Annotated in this window: 23 protein-coding genes; 9 read left to right on the forward strand and 14 right to left on the reverse strand. The window is 64.4% G+C overall.

All coding sequences use genetic code 11. The annotated features are described in order from the left end of the window. Positions 1 to 264 precede the first annotated feature (264 nt). From AB7008_RS26675 to AB7008_RS26695, 5 genes are all read right to left on the reverse strand, one after another. A complete protein-coding gene (locus tag AB7008_RS26675) occupies positions 265 to 1,872 on the reverse strand; it encodes a sulfite reductase subunit alpha (protein WP_441259792.1) in 1,608 nt (535 codons plus the stop codon). Next, positions 1,869 to 3,650 (reverse strand): NirA family protein, encoded by a 1,782-nt coding sequence (locus AB7008_RS26680; RefSeq protein WP_248877625.1) that lies wholly within the window; start codon positions 3,648 to 3,650, stop codon positions 1,869 to 1,871. Before AB7008_RS26680 ends, AB7008_RS26675 begins: the two co-directional genes overlap by 4 nt. 333 nt (positions 3,651 to 3,983) lie before the next feature. Beyond that, positions 3,984 to 5,147: a CmpA/NrtA family ABC transporter substrate-binding protein gene (locus tag AB7008_RS26685; protein ID WP_441259793.1), complete on the reverse strand. Its 1,164-nt coding sequence runs from the start codon at positions 5,145 to 5,147 to the stop codon at positions 3,984 to 3,986. Beyond that, positions 5,144 to 5,734: an ANTAR domain-containing response regulator gene (locus tag AB7008_RS26690; protein WP_027559205.1), complete on the reverse strand. Its 591-nt coding sequence runs from the start codon at positions 5,732 to 5,734 to the stop codon at positions 5,144 to 5,146. The genes AB7008_RS26685 and AB7008_RS26690 overlap by 4 nt, the downstream gene beginning before the upstream one ends. A 135-nt stretch (positions 5,735 to 5,869) precedes the next feature. Continuing rightward, positions 5,870 to 6,874 carry a LysR family transcriptional regulator gene (locus tag AB7008_RS26695; protein WP_441259794.1) on the reverse strand — a complete coding sequence of 335 codons (1,005 nt, stop codon included), beginning with the start codon at positions 6,872 to 6,874 and terminating at the stop codon, positions 5,870 to 5,872. 155 nt (positions 6,875 to 7,029) lie between these two features. Here AB7008_RS26695 and AB7008_RS26700 point away from each other — a divergent pair, with 155 nt between their 5' ends. Then, a complete protein-coding gene (locus AB7008_RS26700) occupies positions 7,030 to 7,401 on the forward strand; it encodes a DUF1330 domain-containing protein (protein WP_248877629.1) in 372 nt (123 codons plus the stop codon). A gap of 14 nt (positions 7,402 to 7,415) precedes the next feature. Here the strand turns inward: AB7008_RS26700 and AB7008_RS26705 are convergent, their stop codons facing one another. Next, complete coding sequence (locus tag AB7008_RS26705; protein WP_441261300.1) at positions 7,416 to 7,610, reverse strand: hypothetical protein; 195 nt, start codon at positions 7,608 to 7,610, stop codon at positions 7,416 to 7,418. On the opposite strand from AB7008_RS26705, the gene rimO reads away from it, so the two are divergent. Further along, complete coding sequence (gene rimO / locus AB7008_RS26710; protein ID WP_028158757.1) at positions 7,586 to 8,905, forward strand: 30S ribosomal protein S12 methylthiotransferase RimO; 1,320 nt, start codon at positions 7,586 to 7,588, stop codon at positions 8,903 to 8,905. The genes AB7008_RS26705 and rimO overlap by 25 nt on opposite strands. Before the next feature lie 170 nt (positions 8,906 to 9,075). Here rimO and AB7008_RS26715 read toward each other — a convergent pair whose 3' ends face one another. The 3 genes from AB7008_RS26715 to AB7008_RS26725 all read right to left on the reverse strand — a co-directional run bounded on the left by AB7008_RS26715 (position 9,076) and on the right by AB7008_RS26725 (position 11,006). Further along, positions 9,076 to 9,528 carry a carboxymuconolactone decarboxylase family protein gene (locus AB7008_RS26715; protein ID WP_049826388.1) on the reverse strand — a complete coding sequence of 151 codons (453 nt, stop codon included), beginning with the start codon at positions 9,526 to 9,528 and terminating at the stop codon, positions 9,076 to 9,078. Beyond that, on the reverse strand, positions 9,461 to 9,892 hold the full coding sequence (locus AB7008_RS26720) for a MerR family transcriptional regulator (RefSeq protein ID WP_028158756.1): 432 nt from the start codon (positions 9,890 to 9,892) through the stop codon (positions 9,461 to 9,463). The genes AB7008_RS26715 and AB7008_RS26720 overlap by 68 nt, the downstream gene beginning before the upstream one ends. 157 nt (positions 9,893 to 10,049) lie before the next feature. Then, entirely contained in the window at positions 10,050 to 11,006 is a 957-nt protein-coding gene (locus tag AB7008_RS26725) for a hypothetical protein (protein WP_441259795.1), read from the reverse strand. Between the two features lie 346 nt (positions 11,007 to 11,352). Here AB7008_RS26725 and AB7008_RS26730 point away from each other — a divergent pair, with 346 nt between their 5' ends. The 4 genes from AB7008_RS26730 (at position 11,353) to AB7008_RS26745 (ending at position 15,123) form a co-directional block, all read left to right on the forward strand. After that, positions 11,353 to 11,517: a hypothetical protein gene (locus AB7008_RS26730; protein WP_248877631.1), complete on the forward strand. Its 165-nt coding sequence runs from the start codon at positions 11,353 to 11,355 to the stop codon at positions 11,515 to 11,517. A 1-nt stretch (position 11,518) separates the two neighbouring features. After that, positions 11,519 to 12,580 (forward strand): hypothetical protein, encoded by a 1,062-nt coding sequence (locus AB7008_RS26735; RefSeq protein WP_248877632.1) that lies wholly within the window; start codon positions 11,519 to 11,521, stop codon positions 12,578 to 12,580. Continuing rightward, positions 12,577 to 13,680, forward strand: coding sequence for an acyltransferase family protein (locus tag AB7008_RS26740; RefSeq protein WP_441259796.1), 1,104 nt, complete (start codon positions 12,577 to 12,579; stop codon positions 13,678 to 13,680). The genes AB7008_RS26735 and AB7008_RS26740 overlap by 4 nt, the downstream gene beginning before the upstream one ends. A 252-nt stretch (positions 13,681 to 13,932) precedes the next feature. Continuing rightward, positions 13,933 to 15,123: an acetylornithine transaminase gene (locus AB7008_RS26745; RefSeq protein ID WP_304489862.1), complete on the forward strand. Its 1,191-nt coding sequence runs from the start codon at positions 13,933 to 13,935 to the stop codon at positions 15,121 to 15,123. A gap of 150 nt (positions 15,124 to 15,273) precedes the next feature. Here AB7008_RS26745 and AB7008_RS26750 read toward each other — a convergent pair whose 3' ends face one another. The 3 genes from AB7008_RS26750 to pcsA all read right to left on the reverse strand — a co-directional run bounded on the left by AB7008_RS26750 (position 15,274) and on the right by pcsA (position 17,822). Continuing rightward, positions 15,274 to 16,248: a quinone oxidoreductase family protein gene (locus tag AB7008_RS26750; RefSeq protein WP_304489863.1), complete on the reverse strand. Its 975-nt coding sequence runs from the start codon at positions 16,246 to 16,248 to the stop codon at positions 15,274 to 15,276. A 75-nt stretch (positions 16,249 to 16,323) separates the two neighbouring features. After that, entirely contained in the window at positions 16,324 to 17,058 is a 735-nt protein-coding gene (locus AB7008_RS26755) for a TerC family protein (RefSeq protein ID WP_304489864.1), read from the reverse strand. Continuing rightward, positions 17,055 to 17,822 carry a phosphatidylcholine synthase gene (pcsA, locus tag AB7008_RS26760; RefSeq protein WP_028158750.1) on the reverse strand — a complete coding sequence of 256 codons (768 nt, stop codon included), beginning with the start codon at positions 17,820 to 17,822 and terminating at the stop codon, positions 17,055 to 17,057. Before pcsA ends, AB7008_RS26755 begins: the two co-directional genes overlap by 4 nt. Positions 17,823 to 17,909: 87 nt before the next feature. Between pcsA and AB7008_RS26765 the strand changes: the two genes are divergently transcribed. After that, positions 17,910 to 19,094, forward strand: a complete 1,185-nt coding sequence (locus tag AB7008_RS26765) for a UbiH/UbiF family hydroxylase (protein WP_028158749.1) — start codon at positions 17,910 to 17,912, stop codon at positions 19,092 to 19,094. Between the two features lie 6 nt (positions 19,095 to 19,100). On the opposite strand, the gene AB7008_RS26770 is transcribed toward AB7008_RS26765, so the two are convergent. Continuing rightward, positions 19,101 to 20,054 (reverse strand): AEC family transporter, encoded by a 954-nt coding sequence (locus tag AB7008_RS26770; RefSeq protein ID WP_304489865.1) that lies wholly within the window; start codon positions 20,052 to 20,054, stop codon positions 19,101 to 19,103. Positions 20,055 to 20,160: 106 nt separating this feature from the next. Here AB7008_RS26770 and hspQ point away from each other — a divergent pair, with 106 nt between their 5' ends. Further along, positions 20,161 to 20,493, forward strand: a complete 333-nt coding sequence (gene hspQ / locus AB7008_RS26775; RefSeq protein ID WP_014495177.1) for a heat shock protein HspQ — start codon at positions 20,161 to 20,163, stop codon at positions 20,491 to 20,493. Positions 20,494 to 20,589: 96 nt separating this feature from the next. Here the strand turns inward: hspQ and AB7008_RS26780 are convergent, their stop codons facing one another. Next, a complete protein-coding gene (locus AB7008_RS26780) occupies positions 20,590 to 21,414 on the reverse strand; it encodes an invasion associated locus B family protein (protein ID WP_041955477.1) in 825 nt (274 codons plus the stop codon). A 272-nt stretch (positions 21,415 to 21,686) separates the two neighbouring features. Here AB7008_RS26780 and AB7008_RS26785 point away from each other — a divergent pair, with 272 nt between their 5' ends. After that, positions 21,687 to 23,534: an extracellular solute-binding protein gene (locus AB7008_RS26785; RefSeq protein WP_304489866.1), complete on the forward strand. Its 1,848-nt coding sequence runs from the start codon at positions 21,687 to 21,689 to the stop codon at positions 23,532 to 23,534. Positions 23,535 to 23,537 lie beyond the last annotated feature (3 nt).

Consider the following 23,537-nt stretch of genomic DNA (forward strand, 5'->3'; position numbering starts at 1 on the left):
GCGAAAATAGCGATGGCGGTTCTCTGAAGGCGCCCCGCCGCAGGCGCAAATTCTCTTCACCTGAGGGTTCCGAGAATCTTATTCGTTAAGATCCGAGCCAGCTGGAACCGGCCCGGATGACGGTGGGATGACAGTCGGGCGAAGGCATTCAGACCCCCTCCAAACCAAATTGTCGAAAACAACCCCATGCACAGTAGAAGCGGCCCAGCGGGGCGCGCCCGGCGGTTGCGCAGCCGGGACGATTTGCGCTGATCGGCTCGCGCCTTAGTAGACGTCAGCCTGGAAGCGGCCCGTCTTCTTGAGCTCGGCGACAAAACTGACGGCCTCATCCGTCGAACGTGCCCCGAACTGCGCGACGATGTCGACCAGTGCGCGCTCGACGTCCTTGGCCATGCGCTTGGCATCGCCGCAGATGTAGAGATGCGCGCCTTCGGCGAGCCAGGTCCACACCTCGCGGCCGACCTCGCGCATGCGGTCCTGCACGTAGAATTTCTTCTCGCCGTCGCGTGACCAGGCCAGCGACATGCGCGTCAGCAGCCCCGAGGTCTTCATCGCGTTGAGCTCTTCCTGATAGAAGAAATCGCAATCGCTGCGCTGATGGCCGAAGAACAGCCAGTTCTTGCCGGGCGCGCCGGTCGCCTTGCGATCGAGCAGGAAGGCGCGGAACGGCGCGATGCCGGTGCCCGGGCCGATCATGATGACAGGCGTCTTCGGATCTTGCGGCAGGCCGAAACCGTGCGCTTTCTGCACATAGACCTTGAGCTTCTCGCCCTCGGCGATGCGTTCGCCGAGGAAGGTCGAGGCGACGCCGATCCGCTTGCGCTTGCCGATGACGTAACGCACGGAGTCCACCGTCAGCGACAGCTTTCCGGGCGTCGCATTGTGCGAGGAGGAGATCGAATACAGCCGCGGCTGGAGCGGCTCCAGCGCCTCGACGAAGGCCTCCGGATGAGGCCGCGTGCCCGAAAACTTCTGGAGCGCCGCCATGACGTCGAGCGTGGCGGCGTCGCCGTCGGGATCCTCGCCCTGCGCCAGCGCCCGCGCTTTCTCGCGCTGCGCGCCGCCGGTGATGAAGGAGATCAGTTCGAACAGCGTGTCGGGCGCGGGCGACAGCGAGACGTCGTCGATCAGCACCTCGCGCAGCGTCTTGCCGTTGACCTTGGTGGTGTGGGAGGCGCCGAGCAGCGCGATGATCTGATCGACGAGGCCGACCTCGTTTCGCGCGAACACGCCGAAGCTGTCGCCGACGACATAGTCGAGCTTGCTCTCAGCGAGATCGAACTCGACGTGGTAGGTCTCTTTCTCCGACTTCCCCTTGTTGAGCAGGCGCCGCGACAGGAACGTCGCCGCGACCGGATTGTCGCGCGAGCGGCCGGGCTCGGCGATCGTCACCGTGACGGCCGGCGCCGCCACCGCATCCACCTTGTCGGCCGCCTTGGCCGCCGGCGCCTTGTCCAGTTCCTCGTACAGCGACTTCAGCATCCGCGCGGTTTCCTTGCCGCCGGGGACGCAGAGATTGAGCCGTGCTTCGCTACGGGTGGCGATCGCCTCCGAATAGTCGTGGCAATTGTAGCCGCACTGCCCGCAATCCTGCTGCGCCATCGCAGCCATCATCTTGCGGCGCACGGGACGGCCTTCGGCGAGCTTCATCCGGTCGGAAATCGGCATGGTCTGGTCGTGCCATGGCGCCTCACCGTCGTCGCCGTCACCGGCTTGCATGACGGCGGCGCCCTGCTCCGCCGACAACGGCGTGGCCACGTCAGGCGACAACAGCCCGGCGAAGAAGCCGTTGAGCCAGGAGCGCTGCGCATCGGAGAACGGGGCGCTGGCGGGAATGATGTCGAGTTTCGGCGGAGGCGTGATCTGGTTCATGCGGACACCTGTGCATCGGCAAGCTTGCGCAGCGTTTCGCCATCATGGCGGCGCGCAAAGGACAGGAAGGTCTCGTCGGGCGACGAGCGGTGGGCGATATAGGCCTTGAGCAGTCCCTCGACCGTCTTCGGCGCGTCCTCGGCCTTGAGGTCGTGATAGACCTCCTGCCCGACATCCGCATCGGGACCGAACCCGCCGCCGGTGAAGAGGTGATAGCCCTCCACCGTGTCTTCGTCGTTCACCGGCACGCGGGCCCCGATCAGGCCGATGTCGCTGATGTAATGCTGCGCGCAGGAATGATGGCAGCCGGTGACATGGATGTTGACCGGCTTGTCCATGGCGACGCGCGGCTCGCACCAGTCGCCGATCTCGGCGGCATTGCGCTTGGTATTGGAAGCCGCGAAACGGCAGCCGGCATTGCCGGTGCAGGCGATCAGGCCGGCGCGGATATGCGAAGCCTCGACCGCGAGCCCGATCTGCTTGATCGCCGCGATGGCGAGTTCGACATTCTCGTCGCGCACGCCCGATATCAGCAGGTTCTGCCAGACGGTCAGGCGGATCTCGCCGTCGCCGAGGTCCCGCGCCACTTTGGCCAGACCCCGCATCTGATCGCAGCTGATCTTGCCGAGCGTCAGCGAGACGCCGATCCAGTTCAAGCCGTCCTGCTTCTGCTTGTGCACGCCGATATGCGCCATGCGGTCCGCGGCTGGCCGCGGCGCAAACGCCTCTTCTGGCGCGCGCGTAAACGGCGTCTTCAACCGCTCCTCGACGAGTTTAAGGAAACCGTCGTGGCCCATGGCATCGAGCACGTATTTCAAACGCGCCTTGTTGCGGTTGGTGCGGTCACCGTGATCGATGAACACGCGCACGATGGCGTCGGCGACGGCGGTGGCCTGCTCCGGCTTGACGATGATGTTGGAGTATTTTGCAAAGTCCTTGTGCCCGGTGATGCCGCCGAGGCCGAGGCGGAACCAGACACCGGGCTCGACGCCAAAACCGTCCTTCACCTCGAACGCGGTGAAGGCGATGTCGTTGGTTTCCTCCAGCACCGCGATCCTGCCGGCGCCGTCGAAGGCGACGTTGAACTTGCGCGGCAAGCCGTAGAGCGAGCGGTCGTTGAGGATGTGGTAGTGCCACTCCCGCGCATAGGGCCGCGTATCGATCAGCTCCTGCGGATCGATTCCGGCGGTCGGCGTCCCCGTCACGTTGCGGATGTTGTCGGCGCCGGAGCCGCGCGAGCACAGGCCGAGGTCCTGGATGCCCTCGATCAACCTGATCGCGTTCTTCGGCGGGATCTCGCGGAGCTGGAGATTGGCGCGCGTCGTGACGTGGCTGTACGGGCCGGAGAGATCGTCGGCGAGATCGGCAAGGCCGGACAGCTGCCAGTGTTTCATGATGCCGTTCGGGATACGCAGCCGGCACATGTAGGAGTCCTGCGTCGGCGCGACGTAGAAGATGCCGTAATAGCGCCAGCGGAAATTGTCCGCCGGGCTCGGCGGCGCGTTGTCGAGCGCCTGCTGCCGCAGGCGCGGATACGCATCGAAGGGATGCTCGTCGCGTTTGACCTTCTCCTGGTCGGCGAGCTTCTTGCCGGCTGCGATGACCTTGTCCTGCGCCTTGATGTGGACGGCGTCCGGACCCGTGGGCTCGGCATTGGCCTTGCCGGCGCTGCCGCCGAGACCGCGACCGACCCGGCTGATCTGCAAACCGGTCGTGAAGCCTTCGAGGTAGCGTTTCTGCTCGTCGGAAAAGTCGACTGAGAGCGTATCGATTTTCATGGTCGGTAACGAAGCTCCTGCGGCCACCGGGTGGCATCGACGGAAAATTGCGCGACCCGCGAGGAACTCGGCTGGCTCAAGAAGCCGGCTGCGCACCCAACGGTCCGGTCAGCTTCGTTGCTGCGGGACTCGGCTCAGCAGGCGTCTGTGACAAGCTGGCCGCACTGCAACATACAAGTTGCGTGCCAGCTTGGATAAAATGAAAATTGTTTTGATTTCAGATGGTTACAGACAAGCCCGGGAAACCGCGGTCCGGAACTCTCATGAAATTCGGGCAGGCGGCTCAAAATTTAGCCGATGATCTCTTCCGCCCAAAAACGATGCAGGGCCGAATCAGGCCTTCCAGCGTCCGACCTCGAAGGCCTCCAGATGCCCGCGGATGTTGCCGGGATCGAAGGCCGGGCCCGCAAATGCCCCGAACGCCGCGGGGGCTTCAGCGGGCGATTGCTGACCGAGGGCTGCGTCGTAGAGGTCGGGCCTGAACACGGCCATCGCCGTTTTGACGCCGTCCGGCGTCAGTGCGGTCTGCCCCCAGCGCACCATCTGTGCATAGAGCCAGGCCGCCTGGACAGGGTCCGGGCGCCCTGCCCCTTCGCGTCCGACCAGGAGATAGCGGCCGCTCTCGCGGAGGGTGCCGTCGGGAGAAATCTTCAGGCGCCCGGTGAGGGTTCGCTGAATGACTTCGGCATCGACGCCGATCCGCTCCGGCTGCGCCAGGATCCGCGCCGCCTCAGACAGGTTCGCGGGGTTCTCGATGAACTCGGCGCCCTTCACGGCCGCGCGCACCAGCGCTGCCACCACATCCGGATGCTTGTCGGCCCAGACCTGGCGAACCGCCAGCACCTTCTCTGCCGCGCGCACGAGAATGTCGGAGACGAAATGCAGAATGTGGCCGATGCCGAGATCGACCGCGACCGAGTTCCAGGGCGCGCCGACGCAGAACGCATCGACATGTCCATTGGCGAGGCTATCGACCATGTAGGGCGGCGGCAGCACCACAAGCCTTACATCCTCGTCGGGGTCGACGCCCGCGGCCGCCATCCAGAACCGCAGCTGGTAATTGTGGGTCGAGAACGGAAACGTCATGCCGAAGGTCAGCGGCTCCGCACCCGCCTTGCGCCGCTTCGCGACCACTTTCGCCAGCGCTTTCGCCGTGACAAGCGGATCGAAACGGTCGCCGTCGATCTCCTCCATCAGCGCGGCGTGGAGCGCCGGCGAGACCGTGATCGCGTTACCGTTGATGCCGAGGTTGAAGGGCGCCGCGATCGGCACCTTGACGTGGCCGAGCCCGAGCGAGGACGCGATCGCCACCGGCGCCAGCAGATGCGCGGCGTCGAACAGCCCGATATTGAGCTTATCGCGCACGTTGGACCAGGAGACCTCGCGCACCAGCTCGACCTCGAGCCCTTCGGCGGTGGCAAAGCCCTTGTCGACCGCGACGATCAGGGCGGCGGCGTCGACCAGCGGGATGAACCCGATGCGGAGGGGACCGGTCATTTCAGCATCTCCGACGCGGTGATGATCGACTGCGCGATCTCGCCGATTTTCTTCTTCTCGCGCATCGCCGTGGAGCGCAGCAGCACGTAGGCCTCGTCCTCGGTGAGGCCCTTGACCTTCATCAAAATTCCCTTGGCCTTCTCGATGATCTTGCGGTCCTCGAGCTGCGACTTGGTGCGCTCCAGCTCCTCCTGGAGTTTTGCGAAGGCGTTGAAGCGGGACACGCAGAGGTCGAGGATCGGCTTGATGCGCTCCTTCTTCAACCCGTCGACGATGTAGGCGGATACTCCCGCCTCCACGGACGCCTGGATCGAGGCTGAATCGCTCTGGTCCACGAACATCGCGATCGGCCGCTTCACGGCGCGGCTGACCTGGAACATCGCCTCAAGCACGTCGCGGCTGGGGTTTTCCAGATCGATCAGGATGATGTCGGGATCCACCGCATAAATGCGGGCGAGCAGGCTCTGCATCTCGCGGATATGGACGACCTGCGTGAATCCGGCCTCCCGCAACCCCTCCTCGAGGATCGCGGCCCGGATCGGGCTTTCGTCGACAATCACGATTTTGGGCGACTGTTCGGCGCTCATAGCTCACTCACCACCGGTGATTCATCCATAGCATGCCAGGGGGCGATGCAAAGGGTTGTAATTATGGGCAATTGGGACTAGCCGAGGCCCGTCCGTCAGGCAGATCAGATATGGATCAGATAGCTGCACCCAAGATCAGCTTCGTGTCGCCCCGGCACCCCTGAGAGGCTGGCGTGTGTCGCGCCTTACGCCGGACCGAACGCTCCTCTTTGCCGTCGCCGGCTCAGTCGGGCGCGTGATCGGAAACGTCTTGCGCATATGCTCGGCGAGCATTGCACAATAATCAGTCGCGAAACGCGGCAAGGGGCGCCGCTTATCCCACGAGATGGTCAGAGGTTCCTGCAAGATGCGGCGCCGATGCGTGAGACCGACGATCCTCAATTGGTAACGCCAGCACTGAAGTTGGGAAGGGATGATCGCGACGCCGTGGCCAGCCTCGGCGAGTGCCAGCAAAGTATGCGGATTGCGACTTTCGAACATGATCGTCGGTTTCAGTCCAGCCACACGGCTTGCTGCATCGAAAGCGCGGCGAAACCCGAACCCGGTGTCCAGCAGCAGCAACGGAAACCGGTCGAGATCGGCTATCTCGATGGTACGATCGGGACCGAGGTGCATCGAAGGATTGCACGCAGCCAGCAACTGCACAGATCCAAGCGGAAGACTGCCGAAATGCTGTTCGTTCAGCTTGACTGCGTGCAGCAGGTTCTGGCCGAGATGAATTTCGCCGCGCTCGAGCATCGTCAGTATTTCGCTGCCCGTACCTTCCCTGATCCTTATCTCGACCCTGGGATATCGCTTCGCGTACAGGTGAAGAAATTGCGATAGCACGCTCTCGATGTGCTGAGACGAGCCGGCGATCTTGAGAACCCCTGTGTCTCCCTGACGGAGCAGTTGAGCCTGCTCTTTCAGCGAGCTGACGCTGTTGAGCAGCAGCCGGCAGCCCGCAATCAACTGCTCGCCCTCGCCGGTCAACACAAGACGGCGCCCGACCCGGTCGAACAGACGCAGGCCCAGCTCCTGCTCAAGACCCATGATTTGCCTGGACAAGGCCGGCTGGGCGACGCGCAGCCGCAGGGCAGCCTTCGAGACGGCGCCGAGCTCGGCCACAGTCAGAAATGTGAGGGCTTGTCGAAGGTTCATGCTCGCTTATACCACCGGAGCATAAGTCCTGAGAGAATATATGTATTGGACACATCTTGAACTCCCGCGGAGAGTCTCGCGCGGCTACCGCTCGCAGCAGTGGCAGAGCATGGGAGGAGGCCCACATGAATTCTCGATGCAGGATCGGTCTCGTCATGTTGACGTGTACCGCCTTAGGCGCCTTTGGCAGCCGAGCGCTCCACGGCGAAACTCCTCCGCCCGCCTACCTGATCGGCCAAATCGACGTCTCCGATCCCGATGGCTATGCCAAGGAATATCTCCCCAAGGCGAGGGAGATCATCAAGGCGCATGGCGGGAAATTGGTGGCGGCTGCAGGCGCCGCGGCGACCGGTGCGCAGGTCGTTGCGGTTGACGGAAATCCACCCGGGCGCGTGGTGATCTACATGTATCCGAACATGGAGGCGCTACGAGCCTGGCGCAGCGATCCGGCCTATGTCCAAGTTCGAGCCATCGGCGAGAAATACGCGACGTACCACACATTTGCCGTCGAGGGCGCCGCCAACTAACCCCGATCGTCCTATCAGCGACCACAGCAGCCGCGGCTATCCTGGCGCAGAGCCTGAAGCGGCGGCTGCCGGCCATGCCTCATTTTACCATCGCTGGACCAGCCGTAGCGGTTGAATTTTTCTATCGGATCAATTACTTGGAACGCAATTTCAAACAATCCAGCTGCAGGTTCCAGGCGAGTACATGGAAAGAGCGCCGCGTATTTCATTCACGTCACTCGGGTGCCCCAAGGCATTGGTGGATTCCGAGCGCATCATCACGCGCCTGCGCGCCGAGGGCTACGAGCTCGCCCGCAAGCATGACGGCGCCGACATCGTCATCGTCAACACCTGCGGCTTCCTCGACAGCGCCAAGCAGGAATCGCTCTCGGCGATCGGCGACGCCATGGCCGAGAACGGCAAGGTGATCGTGACCGGCTGCATGGGCGCGGAACCCGAGCAGATCGAGCAGGCCTATCCCGGCGTGCTCTCCATCACCGGCCCGCAGCAATATGAGAGCGTGCTCGACGCCGTGCACCGTGCGCTGCCGCCGGCCCACAATCCGCATCTCGATCTGGTGCCGCCGCAAGGCATCAAGCTGACGCCGCGCCACTACGCGTACTTGAAGATCTCCGAGGGCTGCAACAACCGCTGCACCTTCTGCATCATCCCCAAGCTGCGCGGCGACCTCGTCTCGCGTCCGGCCAATGACGTGCTGCGCGAGGCCGAGCGCCTTGTCGGTGCCGGCGTCAAGGAGCTCCTGGTGATCTCGCAGGACACCTCGGCCTATGGTGTCGACCTCAAATATGCCGAGAGCCCGTGGAAGGATCGTCAGGTCCGCGCCAAATTCCTCGACCTCGCCCGCGAGCTCGGCGAACTCGGTGCCTGGGTCCGGCTGCAGTATGTCTACCCCTACCCGCATGTCGACGAGGTCATCGCGCTGATGAACGAGGGCAAGGTGCTGCCCTATCTCGACATCCCCTTCCAGCACGCGAGCCCCGAGGTGCTGAAGGCGATGAAGCGTCCGGCGGCGCAGGACAAGACGCTGGCGCGGATCAAGCGGTGGCGCGAGGAATGCCCTGACCTCGCCTTGCGCTCGACCTTCATCGTGGGCTTCCCCGGCGAGACCGATTCCGACTTCGCCTATCTGCTCGACTGGCTCGATGAAGCCGAGATCGATCGCCTCGGCTGCTTCAAATACGAGCCGGTTGCGGGTGCGACGTCGAATGCGATCGAGAATCCCGTGCCGGAAGAGGTCAAGCAGGAGCGCTACAACGCGCTGATGGCCCGCCAGCAGAAGATCTCGGCGCGCCGGCTCAAGCGCAAGGTCGGCACCCGCCAGCAGATCATCATCGACGAGGTCGGCCCGACGGTGGCAAAAGGCCGCTCCAAGGCCGATGCGCCGGAGATCGACGGCGCCGTCTATCTCTCCAGCCGTCGTCCTCTGCGCGTCGGCGAGATCGTCACCGCGAAGATCGAACGCGCGGACCAGTACGATCTGCACGGCAGCGTCGCGGGGTTTTAAAGCCCGCTGTCATCGCGAGCGTCACGCTCGATCACCGTCATCCTGAGGTGCTTGCTCTGCGGCGCCATCGCGCCGTAGAGCGAACCTCAAAGGACGACGGCCCGGCTGCATCCCGGCCGCTCATCCTTCGAGGCTCCCCATGGGACGCCTTGCGTCCCATGCCTCGCACCTCAGGATGACGGGTCCGCTATCGCCTTTGCTGCGCTCGTCGCTTCTCCCGACGCCTGCCGTCCATCATGCGCGGAGAACACCTCCTTGGCTGCGAACAGCCCGTTCACCGCCGCCGGGAAGCCCGCATAGACGGCCATCTGCATGATGATCTCCACGATCTCGTCGCGAGACAGCCCGACGTTCAGACCCGCCTCGATATGCACCTTGAGCTGAGGCGCGGCATTTCCGAGCGCCGTCAGTGCGGCGATCGTCGCGATCTCTCGATCGCGCAGGCCGAGGTCCGGGCGGCTGTAAATGTCGCCGAAGGGAAACTCGATCACGTATCGTGCGAAATCCGGAGCGATGTCGGCGAGTGAGGCGACGACCTTTTCACCGGCTCTGCCGTCAATGCGTGACAGGGCCCGCTGGCCGCGATCGAAGCGGCTTTCGGCTTGTGTTTGGGCGTGCGTCATCTTCCTTCGTCCTCTGTTCGTCGCCGGCATAGCCGGCGATCTTGGTATCAAGGACGAGCAGGCATTCCCGGAGTTCGGCAATCTGCGTGCGAACCTGTTCCCGGTGGATTTCCAGCATCTGCCGCCGGGCTGGCCCGGTGGCTTCGCCTTCATCACGAAGCGCCGCATAACGCAACATGTCCCGGATCGGCATTCCCGTGGTCTTGAGCCGACCGAGGAATGCGATCCATGTGAGGATCGATGCGTCAAAGTCACGCTGGCCGGAACGATCCCGGTCTGCGTACGGCAGCAGCCCGACGCGCTCATAATAACGCAACGTGTGAGCCGACAAGCCGGTTCGTTTTGCGAGGTCCCCGATCTTCATGTGTGCCCGTTCTCGTACTGACGCACGTACAGATACCCCTTCGAGCGCACTCTAAGTCAAGGGGGATCGAAGGTGCCGTTCCCGCGAGGTCAAGATGGCACGACAGCAGAAGATTTCGGCGCGCCGGCTGGGCCGCAGCATCGCGGGATTCCGAGCTTCAGGATGCCGCCAGCCATTTCGGCACCCAGCGCTCCGGCCTTGGTGCGCGCGCGAGATCGGCCATTGCCTCGGAGAGCTGCGCCGGCTCGCCGTCGATGGTCGGGCGCGCGTCGTACTCGAAATTCGGGATGACACGGCCGTCGGCATAAAGACCGAATTTCATCGCGTACCACAGCCCGAGTTCGGGCTGCGCCTTCCGCATTTCCTCGCGCAGATCGCGCAGCAGGGATTCGACCGAGGCGGCCTCCTCGAACGGCTGCGGTCCGTGCGAAAGGACGCGCGCCTCGTACTGCTTGCCGACGATCGCGGCTTCGAAATGCGTCTTGTCCCAGGGCTTCTTGCCCTTGGGCAGATGGGCAGCGAGCCGCCAACCGAGTTCGGCCATCAGGCGGTGATTGGCCCAATAGTCTTCGCGATCGCGGCTCCATTTTTCCACGAAGCCGCGGAAATCGGGAAGCTCTGCAGCACCGTCGTCACACGCGGCCTTGTCGCCGATCGGCTGTCCGGCAAGCCATCGCGCGAGCTCGTCCGTCTGGCACTCGACCTCGTCATGCGGCTTGAGATCGCTCCAGGCCTTGTCGAATTGCTGCGACGTCAGCTTCGCCAGCAAGCCGTCGAGGCTCGGCGCGAGCAACTCGTAGTCGCCCTCGGAGCCCAGCCCCACGATCGGCGGGTTGTCGCGATCAAGCCCTGCGCCATACCAGCCGCCGACGGCCGAGCCATCCGGCAGCCGCATGAACAGTGAAAACCTGTCGCGCAAGGGACTGCCGTCGAAGATCGGCGCCTGATCGGAGAACTGGCCTTGCAGGGAGAAACGGCCGACGCTGCCCCACGGGCGCCCGTTCAGCCAATCGGCAAAGTCGACCAGCAGGGATGGCGCCTCGATGCCCGGCGGAAACGCGCCGCGAATGCTGTCGAGGTCGATCGGGTAAGGCGTATCGGACAAGGTCTTCAAACTATCTGGTTGGTCCCGCCTTCTTGGTCTGAGCCGTGATGCATTCGGTTCGAACCAAGTCGCGTCCTTCGATCACAAACGCGCTAGAGGCGCAATGGTTTCTGTACGGCAATCAAATGACATCCAATCTATTGCGGAGTACAGATTGGCGCGATCAACATGCTGAGTGAGCCGCGCTCGGCGAAGCGACCCGGAGCGGGCGGTTGCCGATCGCAACCGCGCCATCGATTCCGCGGGATACGGCAGCCTCAGACCGCAGAAAACGGCCCGACCGCAACTATCGCAGTGATTGAACTTTACGCTGAGTCGCGCTAACAGCGACCAAGATCTCCGCTCGGACCGCATCATGATCGACGATCAAGCCCCTCCAGGCGCCCCGTCAGGCGTTGCGAAACGCCTGTTGAAAAATCGCGCCCTGCTGGCCCTCGCCGTGCTTGCCCTTGTGCTTGGCGCACTGCTTCTGCTCTCGGACGAGGCCGTTACGTCGCGTTTCCACTACAAGTATTTCTAATATGGCTCCAATCGTCCGGCGCGCCATCGGACTCGCGCTGTTTGCGGCCATCGCCGACATGATGTTCTTCGGCTTCGGGCTCGCCTCGATCGCGCGCGGCAATCCATACCTGCTCTACAAGCCATGGCGGCTCGATGCCGAGATCGCCGCGATGCTGCCCCATGAGCGCGAGGGCTCGTTCACCGGCTGGCCCCGGCAAGGCGAACTTCCGACTCAGCCCGTGCCGAAGGTCGGCGCCGCAACTTGCGGCTCTGCATGGGGCGGGTCATTCACCCAGAGCCCGGACGTCGCCGCCGCAGAAACCTGGCCATACCTGGTCTCGCAAGCCCTGGGCTGCCAGATCGATAATCACGGCATCGGCGGCTTCAGTATCGACCAGACATTGCTGCTGTATCGTGAGCATTCACGTTCGGATTCGATCGTCATCCTCGGGCTCATCGAACTCATGCTCGTCGGCGCCGGGGCCTCGTCCCCGGCCTTCTTCTCGCTGTCGGATGATCATTCTCCGCGGGCTAGCCTGACCAAGCCGAGATTCGTGCTTGAAAAAGACCGCCTCGTGCTGATCCCCCGCCCCGCAGCCGACGTCGCCGCGATCCGCGATGCCATCACCAGCGACATGCCCGCCGCCGAGTGGACTCCGCTCGCCTTTCCGTTCTCGTTCCATGTGGCGACCGCGATCTATCGCAAGTTCACCCGCACCGAGCAATTCAATGCCGCAAGCCTTGCTTCGCCGCGGGAAGACATGGCCGCCTTGCGGCGTCTCGGCGTGTCGCTGATCCAAACATTTGCCCGTGAAGCCGCCGTCCGCAACAATCGCTTTGTGCTCCTGCTCATTCCGTCACCCGACATTCAGGGCGAGCTTGGACGCAGCTTGACGATGATGATGGAAGCCGTCGGCAGCCAGCCCGGCATCTGCATCGTCGATCCCTCGCCCGAACTGAAGGACGCGTATTCACGAACGGGAGTGCTGCGCACGGACAGCGGTCATTTCAGCGCGGCCGGCAACAAGGCGCTCGCGGATGCAACCTTGCGCGGCCTCAAGGCCTGCGGGATTGCAACGTGACGCATCGGATCGCTTCGCTTGATCTGTTGCGCGGCATCGCCGCCTTCTCCGTCGCCATCCCGCATTTTTTCATGGCCAGTTCCGCCAGCGCGCCGGCCGCGGAAACCATCTCGATTCTCGGCGTCGAAATCTTCTTCGTGCTGTCCGGCTACGTCCTGGCCCCGCAGATTTTGATGGTGGCCGCAAGCTCCTTCCGCCTGCGCAATCTCGGCGTCTTCCTCGTGCGGCGCTGGATGCGCACTGTGCCGCCCTACCTGATCGCACTCGTTCTCGTCTCGATCACGGCGCGCCAAACGTTCAGCGCGGATTTCGTTCGTTACGCCTTCTATGTGCAGAACCTGGTCGGGCAAGCCAACGATCACGATTATTTCGCGATCGCCTGGAGCCTGTCGGTCGAGGAATGGTTCTATGTGACCTTTCCCGTTCTCTTGCTGGTTGCGTCGGCGTTTGTCCCCGGTCGCCTGCGGGCGGCGCTTCTAGCCGCGCTGATCTATGTCGGAGTGGTCACGATTGTCCGCTTCGCCTTCGGGGATTGGGCCGACTGGGGTCCGGAAGTACGCCGCGTTGTTGCGTTCCGCGTCGATGCCATTGCCTGGGGCTTCGTCCTGTATCTTGCCGTCTCGGACGGCCGCCTGCTGCGCGCGGTCACCCCAGTGCGCGCGGGGATGACGCTCCTCGTCGTCGGCAGCGCCGCCTTCGCGCTCACGCTTCGGCTTGCCGGCCAGCCGTCGCTCGCGCTCGAGGCGCTGTTCCACCTCTACGCATCCGCGTTCGGCGCCGCCGCGATCGTGGCCGCGCTTGCATTCGCGCCGCGTCTTGCGAGCCGGCCATTCCTTGTCAGCGCAAGCCTCTTCCTCGGCCGCATCTCCTACTCGGTGTATCTGTTCCACCTGCTCGTGCTGGCAGCCCTGGACCGCCTCGGCGCAGCAGAGAGCTCCGCAGGTTTGATCCTGTACGTTGCCCTGACGATCATCGTCACGGCACTGATGGCCGTCGGGGTGGAGGCGCCGATCCTTGAGGCGAGACCGTCCTACAGTGCCGGCCAGCGACCATCGCTCGACGCTCGTGAACGCGACGCTCGCGCGGTCGTTGAGGGTTGAACGCTGCCCGAGCATGGGCTTGACAAGCCCTGCCCTTCGGCTGTAGGGACGCGCCCCATGATCAACGCTCGGACCCATCAGCGCACCGAAATGCTCCGCCGTCGCTTCCGCGACGACGAGAGGGTGCGCCATGTCCGACGACGCCGCTGAACCAGTAGAATTCAGCCGAGTTTTCGCAAAGGCCGCACCTGCAAGGTGCGGCCTTTCTGCTTTTTGCGCCGCTTTTCCACCCCGTCCCCACAGGAGTTCGACATGACCACGCATCCGTATGACGCGCTGATGGACATCACCGCACGGCCCAGGGCCGTGTTCGTCCGCGGCGCGGGCTCCTATCTCTGGGACGACGGCCGCAAGCGCTATCTCGATTTCGTGCAGGGCTGGGCCGTCAACTGCCTCGGTCACTCCCCGCCCGCGATCGCCGATGCGGTTTCCGCGCAGGCCAAGCGGCTGCTGACGCCTAGCCCGGCGTTCTACAACGAGCCGAGCCTGAAACTTGCCGAGCGGCTTGTCGCAAACAGCGCGTTCGACCAGGTGTTCTTTGCCAACTCGGGCGCGGAAGCCAACGAGGGCGCGATCAAGCTCGCGCGCAAATATGGCAGCCTGCACAGGAACGGCGCGTTCGAGATCATCAGCTTCGCAGGCGGCTTCCACGGCCGGACGCTGGCGACGATGTCGGCTTCGGGCAAGAAGGCGTTCGAGCCGCTGTTCGAGCCGAAGGTCGCCGGCTTCAAGAAGGCGAAGCTGAACGACATCGCCTCGGTCGAGGAGCTGATCAACGACAATACCGTCGCGGTGATGCTGGAGCCGATCCAGGGCGAGTCCGGCGTGTGGCCCGCGACCGATCAGTTCCTGAAGGAGCTGCGCGCGCTCACCGACGCGCACGGCCTGCTGCTCGTTTTTGACGAGATCCAGACCGGCATGGGCCGGACCGGCAAACTCTTCCACTACGAACACACCGGCATCGCGCCCGACATCATGACGCTCGGCAAGGGCATCGGCGGCGGCGTGCCGCTCGCAGCACTGCTCGCAACTGAACGTGCCTCCTGCTTCGAGCACGGCGATCAGGGCGGCACCTTCAACGGCAACCCGATCATGTGCGCGGCGGGGCTCGCGGTGCTGGAGGAGGTCAGCAAGCCGGACTTCCTGAAGACGGTCACCGAGACCGGCCTGCTGCTCGAAAGCGAGTTGCAGAAGGTCTCGGCCCGGCACGGCCTCGGCGGCGTGCGTGGACGTGGCCTCCTGCTCGCGCTCGACCTCAAGCTACCGATCGCACCTAGCATCGTCGCGCAGGCGTTCGAGGCCGGCGTGCTCCTGAACGCGCCGCAGCTCGACACGCTGCGCTTCATGCCGGCGCTGAACGTCACGAAGGGAGAGATCGCAGAGATGATCGATTGTCTCGACGGGATTTTGACCAGGGCCGGCGCGGCACGGCGCGTGGCGTGAAGCCAGTCTCGTGCCCCGGACGCAGCGCAGCGCCCCTTCGGCGGTGCGCTGCAGAGCCGGGGCCCAGCCGGGGAGATGGGTCCCGGCTCTGCGCAGCAGCGTTTCACGCTGCGGCGCGTCCGGGACACGAGAGCCGAGGATGACGAGAGACTACGGCTTCAAAATCGACGCGCCCGTGGTCTTGCGGCTTTCGAGATCGATATGCGCCTTGGCGGCGTCCTTGAGCGCGTAGGCGTGATTGATCGGCACGTGCAGCTTGCCGTTGATGACGGCGGCGAACAGCGTGTCGGCGCCTTCCAGCAGCTCCTTGCGCGTGCCGACGTAGTCGTTGAGCTTCGGCCGCGTCGCAAACAGCGAGCCGTGATTGTTGAGCTCGGCAATCGAGAACGGCGGCACGGGGCCCGAGGCATTGCCGAACGAGACGAACATGCCGCGCGGCTTCAGGCAGGACAGCGAGCCCGGGAAGGTCGCCTTGCCGACGCCGTCATAGACCACGTCGCAGCCCTCGTTGCGGCTGATCTGCTTCACGCGCGCGACGAAATCCTCCTCGTTGTAGAGGATGACGTGGTCGCAGCCATTGGCCTCCGCAAGCTCCGCCTTCTCGCGCGAGCCGACCGTGCCGATGACGTGCGCGCCGAGCGCCCTCGCCCATTGGCAGGCGAGCAAGCCGATGCCGCCGGCTGCGGCATGGACCAGCACGCGGTGATGCGGCTCGACCTTGAAGGTCTTGTGCAAGAGATACCAGACGGTCAGCCCCTTCAGCATCAGCACGGCCCCCTGCTCGTGCGTGATGTGGTCGGGCAGCTTGACCAGCTTCTCCCAGGGGATGTTGCGCTCGCCGGTATAGGCACCGAGATTGTGATAATAGGCGACGCGGTCGCCGGGATGGAAATGCGTCACGCCGGGCCCGACGGCGACGACCTCGCCCGACGCCTCGTTGCCGGCGATGAAGGGCAGCCCCGGCGCCTTGTAGAGGCCGGTGCGATAGTAGACGTCGATGAAGTTCAACCCGACCGCATGCTGGCGGATGCGCACCTCGCCGGAAGCCGGCTCCGGGACATCGACGCTCTCATAGACCAGGGCTTCGGGGCCTCCGACCTTGTGCACACGGACGGCTTTGGTCATCACCTGACCTCCTCTTCTCGCGGCTCAACGAAAGACATCGCGCCGGCCTTGTCAACTCGGCGCTGGCTGGAACGGCTAAACGGACGGCTTGCGGACTTTCCTGCGGTTGCGCTTCGCCAGCACGTTGAAGAATTCCACCGCCGCCGAGAACGCAATTGCGAAGTAGATGTAGCCGCGCGGAATGTGGAATTGGAATCCGTCCGCGACCAGGGCGACGCCGATCAGCACCAGGAACGCCAGCGCCAGCATCTTGGTGGTCGGATGCTCCGCGACGAATCGCGACACCGGTCCCGACGAAATATACATGACCAGGCAGGCGATCACGACCGCCGCGATCATGATCTCGATGTCCTGCGCCATGCCGATCGCGGTGATGATCGAGTCCAGCGAGAACACGATGTCGATGACGATGATCTGGGCGATCACCCAGAAGAACGCGTTGCCGCCGGACTCCCGGTCGCCCTTACCGTCATCGGCCTCGACCTCGGCGTGGATCTCGTGCGTCGCCTTGGCGATCAAGAACAGGCCGCCGCCGATCAGGATGAGATCGCGCCAGGAGAAGCCGTAACCTGAAAACGAAAACACCGGCGCGGTCAGGCCGATCAGCCAGACCAGCAGGCTGAGCAGGATGATGCGGAAGATCAGCGCCAGCGCGAGCCCGATCTGGCGGGCGCGGTGAGCCTGCTTCTCGGGGATGCGCGACACGATCACCGACAGGAAGATGACGTTGTCGATGCCGAGCACGATCTCGAGCGCGGTCAAGGTGAGCAGCGCGGCCCAGGCTTCAGGACTAGTGAGGAGGTGCATCATGCGAAGGATCTTGCCAGGCGGATCAATGCGTCGCTGAAGCTGATCCAGAGCGCGATGGCGCAGAGCACGATGGTCACGCCGGTGCCGACGCGAAAATCCATCTCCAGCACGTAGAGGCCGAGCACGGCCCAGATCGCGATCAGCGACATCGTCAGCCAGCGCAGCCGAACCACCCGGACCGGATGCAGCACGTGGAACGGCACGAAGGTCAGCACGACAAGCGCCGCGACCAGCAGCGTCGATACCAGCGGCGGCCAGTGCAGCAGGAACAGGTAGAATGCCGCCGCATTCCACAGCGCAGGAAAGCCGCGGAAATGATTGTCGTCCGCCTTCATGCGCAGATCGGCGAAATAAAGTGCGCTGGTGACGATGATGGCGATGCCGAGCAGTGGCGCCGCCACCGGCAGCAACAGCCCGCTCGCCACGATCGCATAGGCCGGCACGAAGACATAGGTGACGAAGTCGACCACGAGATCGAGCACGTCTCCCGACCAGTTCGGCTGCACATCCTTGACCTTGAGCCGGCGGGCGATCGGCCCGTCGATCGCATCGATGATCAGGGCGACGCCCAGCCACTGAAACATCGCCGCCCAATGCTCGCGCACGGCCTCCAGCATCGCCAGCAGCGCGATGGCCGCGCCGAACGCGGTGAAGATGTGCACCGAGAAGGCCGCAGCGCGGATCGCCGGTCTCGGCTTCAGGGAATCCTCTTGGGTATCCATGGCTTCTGCTATCAGAATGAGACCGGTTTGCACATCCGCCATTGCGGCGCGCGGTCGCACAATTCGCCACAAAATCAAGGAAATATAGCCGGGCTTGAATTTGCCGCGCAGCATGTCAATTGTCGTTCCATGACAGATGCATCGACACTCCATGACGCGGCCGTGATCGGCGGCGGACCGGCGGGACTGGCGGCCGCCATCGCGCTGGCGCAGGCCGGCGCGCGGACCGCGCTGGTGGCGCGGCGCGTGCCCTATGCCGACAACCGCACCACCGCCCTGCTCGGCGCCTCCGTCGATCTCCTGGAGAGCCTCGACGTCTGGCCGCGCTGCAAGGGCAAGGCGGCCGCGCTCGAAATCATGCGCCTCGTCGACGACACCGGCCGGCTGTTCCGGGCGCCGGAGGTCCGGTTCTCCTGCCACGAAATCGCACTCGACGCCTTCGGCTACAACATCGACAACCGCTCGCTGATGTTGGCGATGGAAGAACGCGCGGCCGAGTTGCCCAACCTCGTCCGTTGCGATGACGAGGCCGAAAGCGTCGTCATCGAAGCCGACGACGTCGCGGTCCGCACGGCGTCCGCTGAATTCCTCTCGGCCCGGCTCGTGGTCGGCGCCGACGGCCGGCACTCGCTGTGCCGGGAAGCCGCCGGCATCGCGGTGACGCGGCGCGACCTGGCGCAGACCGCGCTGACGTTCAACGTCGGGCACGCGCGCCCGCATCGCAACGTCTCGACCGAGTTCCACACGCCGCATGGGCCTTGCGTGTTCGTGCCCCTCCCCGGCGACCGCTCCAGCATCGTCTGGGTCTCGGCCCCCGCCGAGGCCGAGCGGCTTCGCGGCTTGAGCGACGCGGAGCTGTCCGCCGCGATCGAGAAGCAGTCGCATTCCATTTTGGGACGCATGACCGTCGAGCCGGGCCGCAACCTGTTCCCGCTGGCGATCGAACGTCCAAAATCCTTCGGGCGCGACCGCATCGCGCTGGTCGGCGAAGCCGCCCATGTGGTCCCGCCGATCGGCGCCCAGGGCCTCAACCTTGGTCTGCGCGATGCCGCTGACATCGCCAGGCTCGCGGGCGAAGCCATCGCTGCGGGCCAGGATCCGGGCGCGCCGGACGTGCTCAAGCGCTACGACCGGGCGCGGCGTCCGGACATTCTGAGCCGTACGTTCGCGATCGACATCGCCAACCGTTCCCTGCTCAACGATTTCCTGCCGCTCCAGCCGGTCCGCGCGGTCGGCATGCACCTGCTCGGCGCCATCGGCCCGCTGCGGCGCTTCGCCATGCGCGAGGGCCTGACCCCGACGTGGCGGCGGTAGGCTCGCTTACGGAAACGCCAGCCGGCCGGTCTGGATCGCCCACATCACGCTGGTCAGCGTGACGACGGACGCGAAGGTCCCGAGCAGCACCGCGACGGATGCGGATTCGATCCAGGCGTCGTTCTGCCGGGCGATCACGAACACGTTGAGCGCCGGCGGCAGCGAGGCCATCAGCACGGCGGTCGCGGCCCAGGGCTGCGCGAACGGTCCGAACGCCAGCATCAGGCCGAACGCGGCGAGCGGGTGGATCAAGAGCTTCACCGCGATCACGCCCGGCACCTCCCACGGCACCCGGTGGAACGGGCGGAGCGCCACGGTCACGCCGAGCACGAACAGCGCGGTCGGTGCGGCTGCGTTCTGAAGGAACGTGATGGTGCGGTCGAGTGCGACCGGCAGCTCGATATGAAGCGCCGCCACGGCCGCGCCAAAGCAGGCCGACATGATCAGCGGGTTGAGCACGATCTGCTTCAGCACGACGCCGAAGGCATGGACCAGCGAGGGATGGTCGCGGTCGGAGAGCTCGATCAGCAGCGGCACGATCGTGAACAGGAAGATGCTGTCGCAGCAGAAGATCAGCGCGGTCGGCGCCGAGGCCTTCGGTCCAAGCACGGCGAGCGCCAGCCCCGGCCCCATATAGCCGATATTGCCATAGCCGCCGGAGAGGCCCGCAAGCGTCGCCTCGCGCAGCGTCAGCCGTCCCAGAACCTTGCCGACCACCAGCGCCAGGGTGAATGCCGCAACCGTGGACAGCGTGGTCGCGACCAGGAACGGCGGGTTGTTCAATTCCGCAAACGGCGTCTTCGACATGATCGCGAACAGCAGCGCCGGCAGCGACACGTAGAGCAGGAAGAAGTTCATCCAGGCGAGGCCTGATTCCGGCAGCGACTTGGCCTTACCACACGCGAAGCCGACAAAGATCAAGCCGAAATAAGGCAGCGCCAGATTGAGGATATCGATCATTGATGAAGTGTTTTCTGAAGATTTGGGGGCTATCCGCCCCTTAGTCGAAGGTTAATTCCAGGTCAGGGCACTAGCATCGGCCACAATCCTGGTCTATCGACGGGGAATGATTAAAGCGAGGACCGCCAAATTCCAGATCGGACAGGTCGTTCGCCACCGGATCTTCTCGTTCCGGGGGGTGATTTTCGACATCGATCCGGAATTCAACAACACCGAGGAGTGGTGGCTGTCGATTCCCGAAGAGGTGCGGCCTCACAAGGACCAGCCGTTCTACCATCTGCTCGCGGAGAACGCGGAGTCGGAATACGTCGCCTACGTCTCCGAGCAGAACCTGGTGCCGGACGATTCCGGCGAGCCGATCCGCCATTCCCAGGTCGCCGAGATCTTCATCAAGGACAAGACCGGCGGCTATCGCCCGCGCAATCCGTCGCTGAACTGAGCGAGCGCGCTTGAACTGAGTTTTGCCGCCATCAAGCGGCCAGCAAAAAAGGCGCTCGAACCGAGCGCCTTTTTCATGTCGGGGATTTGAGCCCGCTTACTTCTGACCGGTCGGAGCCGCGCCGGGCGCGCCACCGTTCTGCTCGAGCTTCTTGCGCTGCTCGTCGGCCTTCTTCTGAAGCTCTTCCTGAAGCTTCTTCTGGGTTTCCTCGAACACCTTCGGATCGGTCGGTGGACCGTCATAGGCCTTCTGGAATTCGCCTGCGAGCGGCAGCGGCAGCGTCAAGGGCGCGCCGTTCGCATTGATCGCCTGGACAACGAGGTTCTGGCCCTTCTTCATGTTGCCGATGAGCTCGGGCGTGGCCTCGTAGTCGGACATGCAGCCATTCTGGAAGCAGATCACGTAGGGGCTCTGCAACGGCGGATTGTTGTCCACGATGATGCGGGTGCCGTGCACGAGCTGCATGCCGAGTGGCAGCGTCACGCGCAGGATCTTCTTGGGTTCGCCTTCCGGCTCGATGATCACGGCCGCGATGACCGGCTGGCCCGACTCGATACGGCCGTCCTTGCCGGTGAAGCAGACCTGCTTGGCGTTGGCGTCCTGGCCCTTGAGGCAGAACTTGGTCCAGGGGGCGTAGATCAGCTGGATCTGCTGATCGGCCGGCTGGGCCGCGGCGCCCTGCTGCGCCGGAGCGCCCGGCGCGGGACCCGGCTGGGCGGGAGCCTGGGCAGCCGGTGCCGGAGCCTTGGGGGCAGCCTTCGGAGCAGCTTTCGGCGCCGCTTTGGGCGCGGCGGGGGCACCGGGGGCCGGCGCCGGGGTCTGGGCCTCGGCGGCAAACGGAACGGCCAATGCCGTCGCCGTCAACAGGGCGAGAAGTCGCCCGCGCGGCCGGACGGACGCGGCCAAGTAACGGAAATTCATTGCGGAAAACCCTTTCTGAACGGGAAGTGCCCGAACCGCTCCGAAGCGACGAACCTAGCCGCGTTGGGCGCGGCTCTCTCCCCGTCAATTGAGGCGGATAAGTGACGGGCTCGACGCTCTTGCGCGATTGCGTGCCTTCTTAACGTGGCCGACGAAAAGATCAATGCCGACAAGCGTCTTTGGCCACGGCTTGAACCGCTCCCAGGCCTGCGATCCGTGAAATTCCTTGTGATAGGATTCAGGCCCGCAGGTCCTCGAATCAACGTGTGCCGATGTCCATGTTCCAGCGCCTTCTCGAGGGCCTTCCTGAGGGCCTTGGCATCCGCCTCTCTCTTCTCGCCTTCGTCGTCGCCTCCGCGCTCCCCGCAAGCGGCGCACGGGCTGAGGAAGCCCATGCCATCGCGATGCACGGCAAGCCGGCGATGCCGGCCGATTTCACCCACATGCCCTACGCCAACCCTGATGCCCCCAAGGGCGGCCGGCTGACTTGGGGCATTCTCGGCACCTTCGACAGCCTCAATCCCTTCATCGTCAAGGGACTGGCCGTGCAGCCGGTGCGGAACTACGTGGTCGAGAGCCTGCTCGCGCGCGGCAATGACGAGCCGTTCACGCTCTACGGCCTGCTCGCCAGATCGGTCGAGACCGATGACGCGCGGAGCTTCGTGACGTTCCACCTCGATCCCCGCGCCCGCTTCTCCGACGGCAAGCCGGTCCTGGCGGAGGATGTGCTGTTCTCCTGGCAGCTGCTGCGTGATCACGGCCGCCCCAACCATCGGCAATATTACGCCAAGGTCGCCAAGGCCGAGGCGTCCGACCCTCTCACCGTCCGCTTCGACCTGGCTGGCGCCAACGACCGGGAATTGCCGCTGATCCTCGGCCTGATGCCGATCCTGCCGAAGCATGCCGTGGATGTCGCGACCTTCGAGGAGACGACGCTGACCGGCCCGATCGGCTCGGGCCCGTATCGGATCATTGCGGTGAAGCCCGGCGCCAGCGTGACGTTGACCCGCAATCCCGACTATTGGGGCCGCGACCTGCCCATCAATCGCGGGCTCTACAATTTCGACGAGATCAGGCTCGACTATTTTCGCGAGGCCAACGGCCAGTTCGAAGCCTTCAAGCGCGGCCTCTATGATTTCCGCGTCGAGCACGAGCCGCTGCGCTGGCACGACGGTTACGACTTTCCAGCCGCCAAAAGCGGCGAAGTGATCCGCGACACCATCAAGCCCGGCGTGCCGCAGCCTTCCGAATTCCTGGTGTTCAACACGCGCCGTCCGATCTTTGCCGACATCCGCGTACGCCAGGCACTGACGCTGCTGTTCGATTTCGAGCTGGTCAACCGCAACTACTTCTTCGGACTCTATTCGCGGGTTGCCGGCTATTTCGCGGGCTCCGACCTATCGGCCTATGGCCGGCCTGCGGATGCGCGCGAACGCGAGCTGCTGAAACCCTTCGCCACACGGATTCCGCCCGACGTCATGGACGGCAGCTACCGCCTGCCCGTCACCGACGGCTCGGGACGCGACCGGACGACGCTGCGCGCAGCACTCAAGCTCCTGTCGGACGCCGGCTACGATCTCGACGGCACCGTGCTGCGTAACCGCGCGACAAAAGCCCCCTTCACCTTCGAGATGCTGGTGACGACCCGCGACCAGGAGCGCATCGCGCTCGCCTTCCAGCGCGACCTCAAGCGCGCCGGCATCGAGCCGAGCGTTCGCGCGGTCGATCCCGTGCAGTTCGACCAGCGCCGGCTCGGCTACGAGTTCGACATGATCCAGAACCGCTGGGACCAGTCGCTGTCGCCCGGCAACGAGCAGTATTTCTATTGGGGGAGCGCGGCCGCCGACAATCCGGGCACCCGCAACTACATGGGCGCCAAAGATCCCGCCGTCGATGCCATGATCGACGCTCTCCTCGAGGCCCGTGATCACACGGCCTTCGTCTCGGCGGTGCGGGCGCTCGACCGCGCCTTGATCTCCGGTTTCTATACAATCCCCCTGTTTAACGTATCCGAGCAATGGATCGCGCGCTGGAATCGGATAGAACGGCCAAAGGCCACCTCGCTATCCGGCTACCTGCCGGAGACCTGGTGGTCGAAGGGGCAGCCGCAAGCGAAGTGACGC

The sequence above is a fragment of the Bradyrhizobium sp. 521_C7_N1_3 genome, from assembly GCF_052075975.1.
Taxonomy (GTDB): Bacteria; Pseudomonadota; Alphaproteobacteria; order Rhizobiales; family Xanthobacteraceae; genus Bradyrhizobium; species Bradyrhizobium japonicum.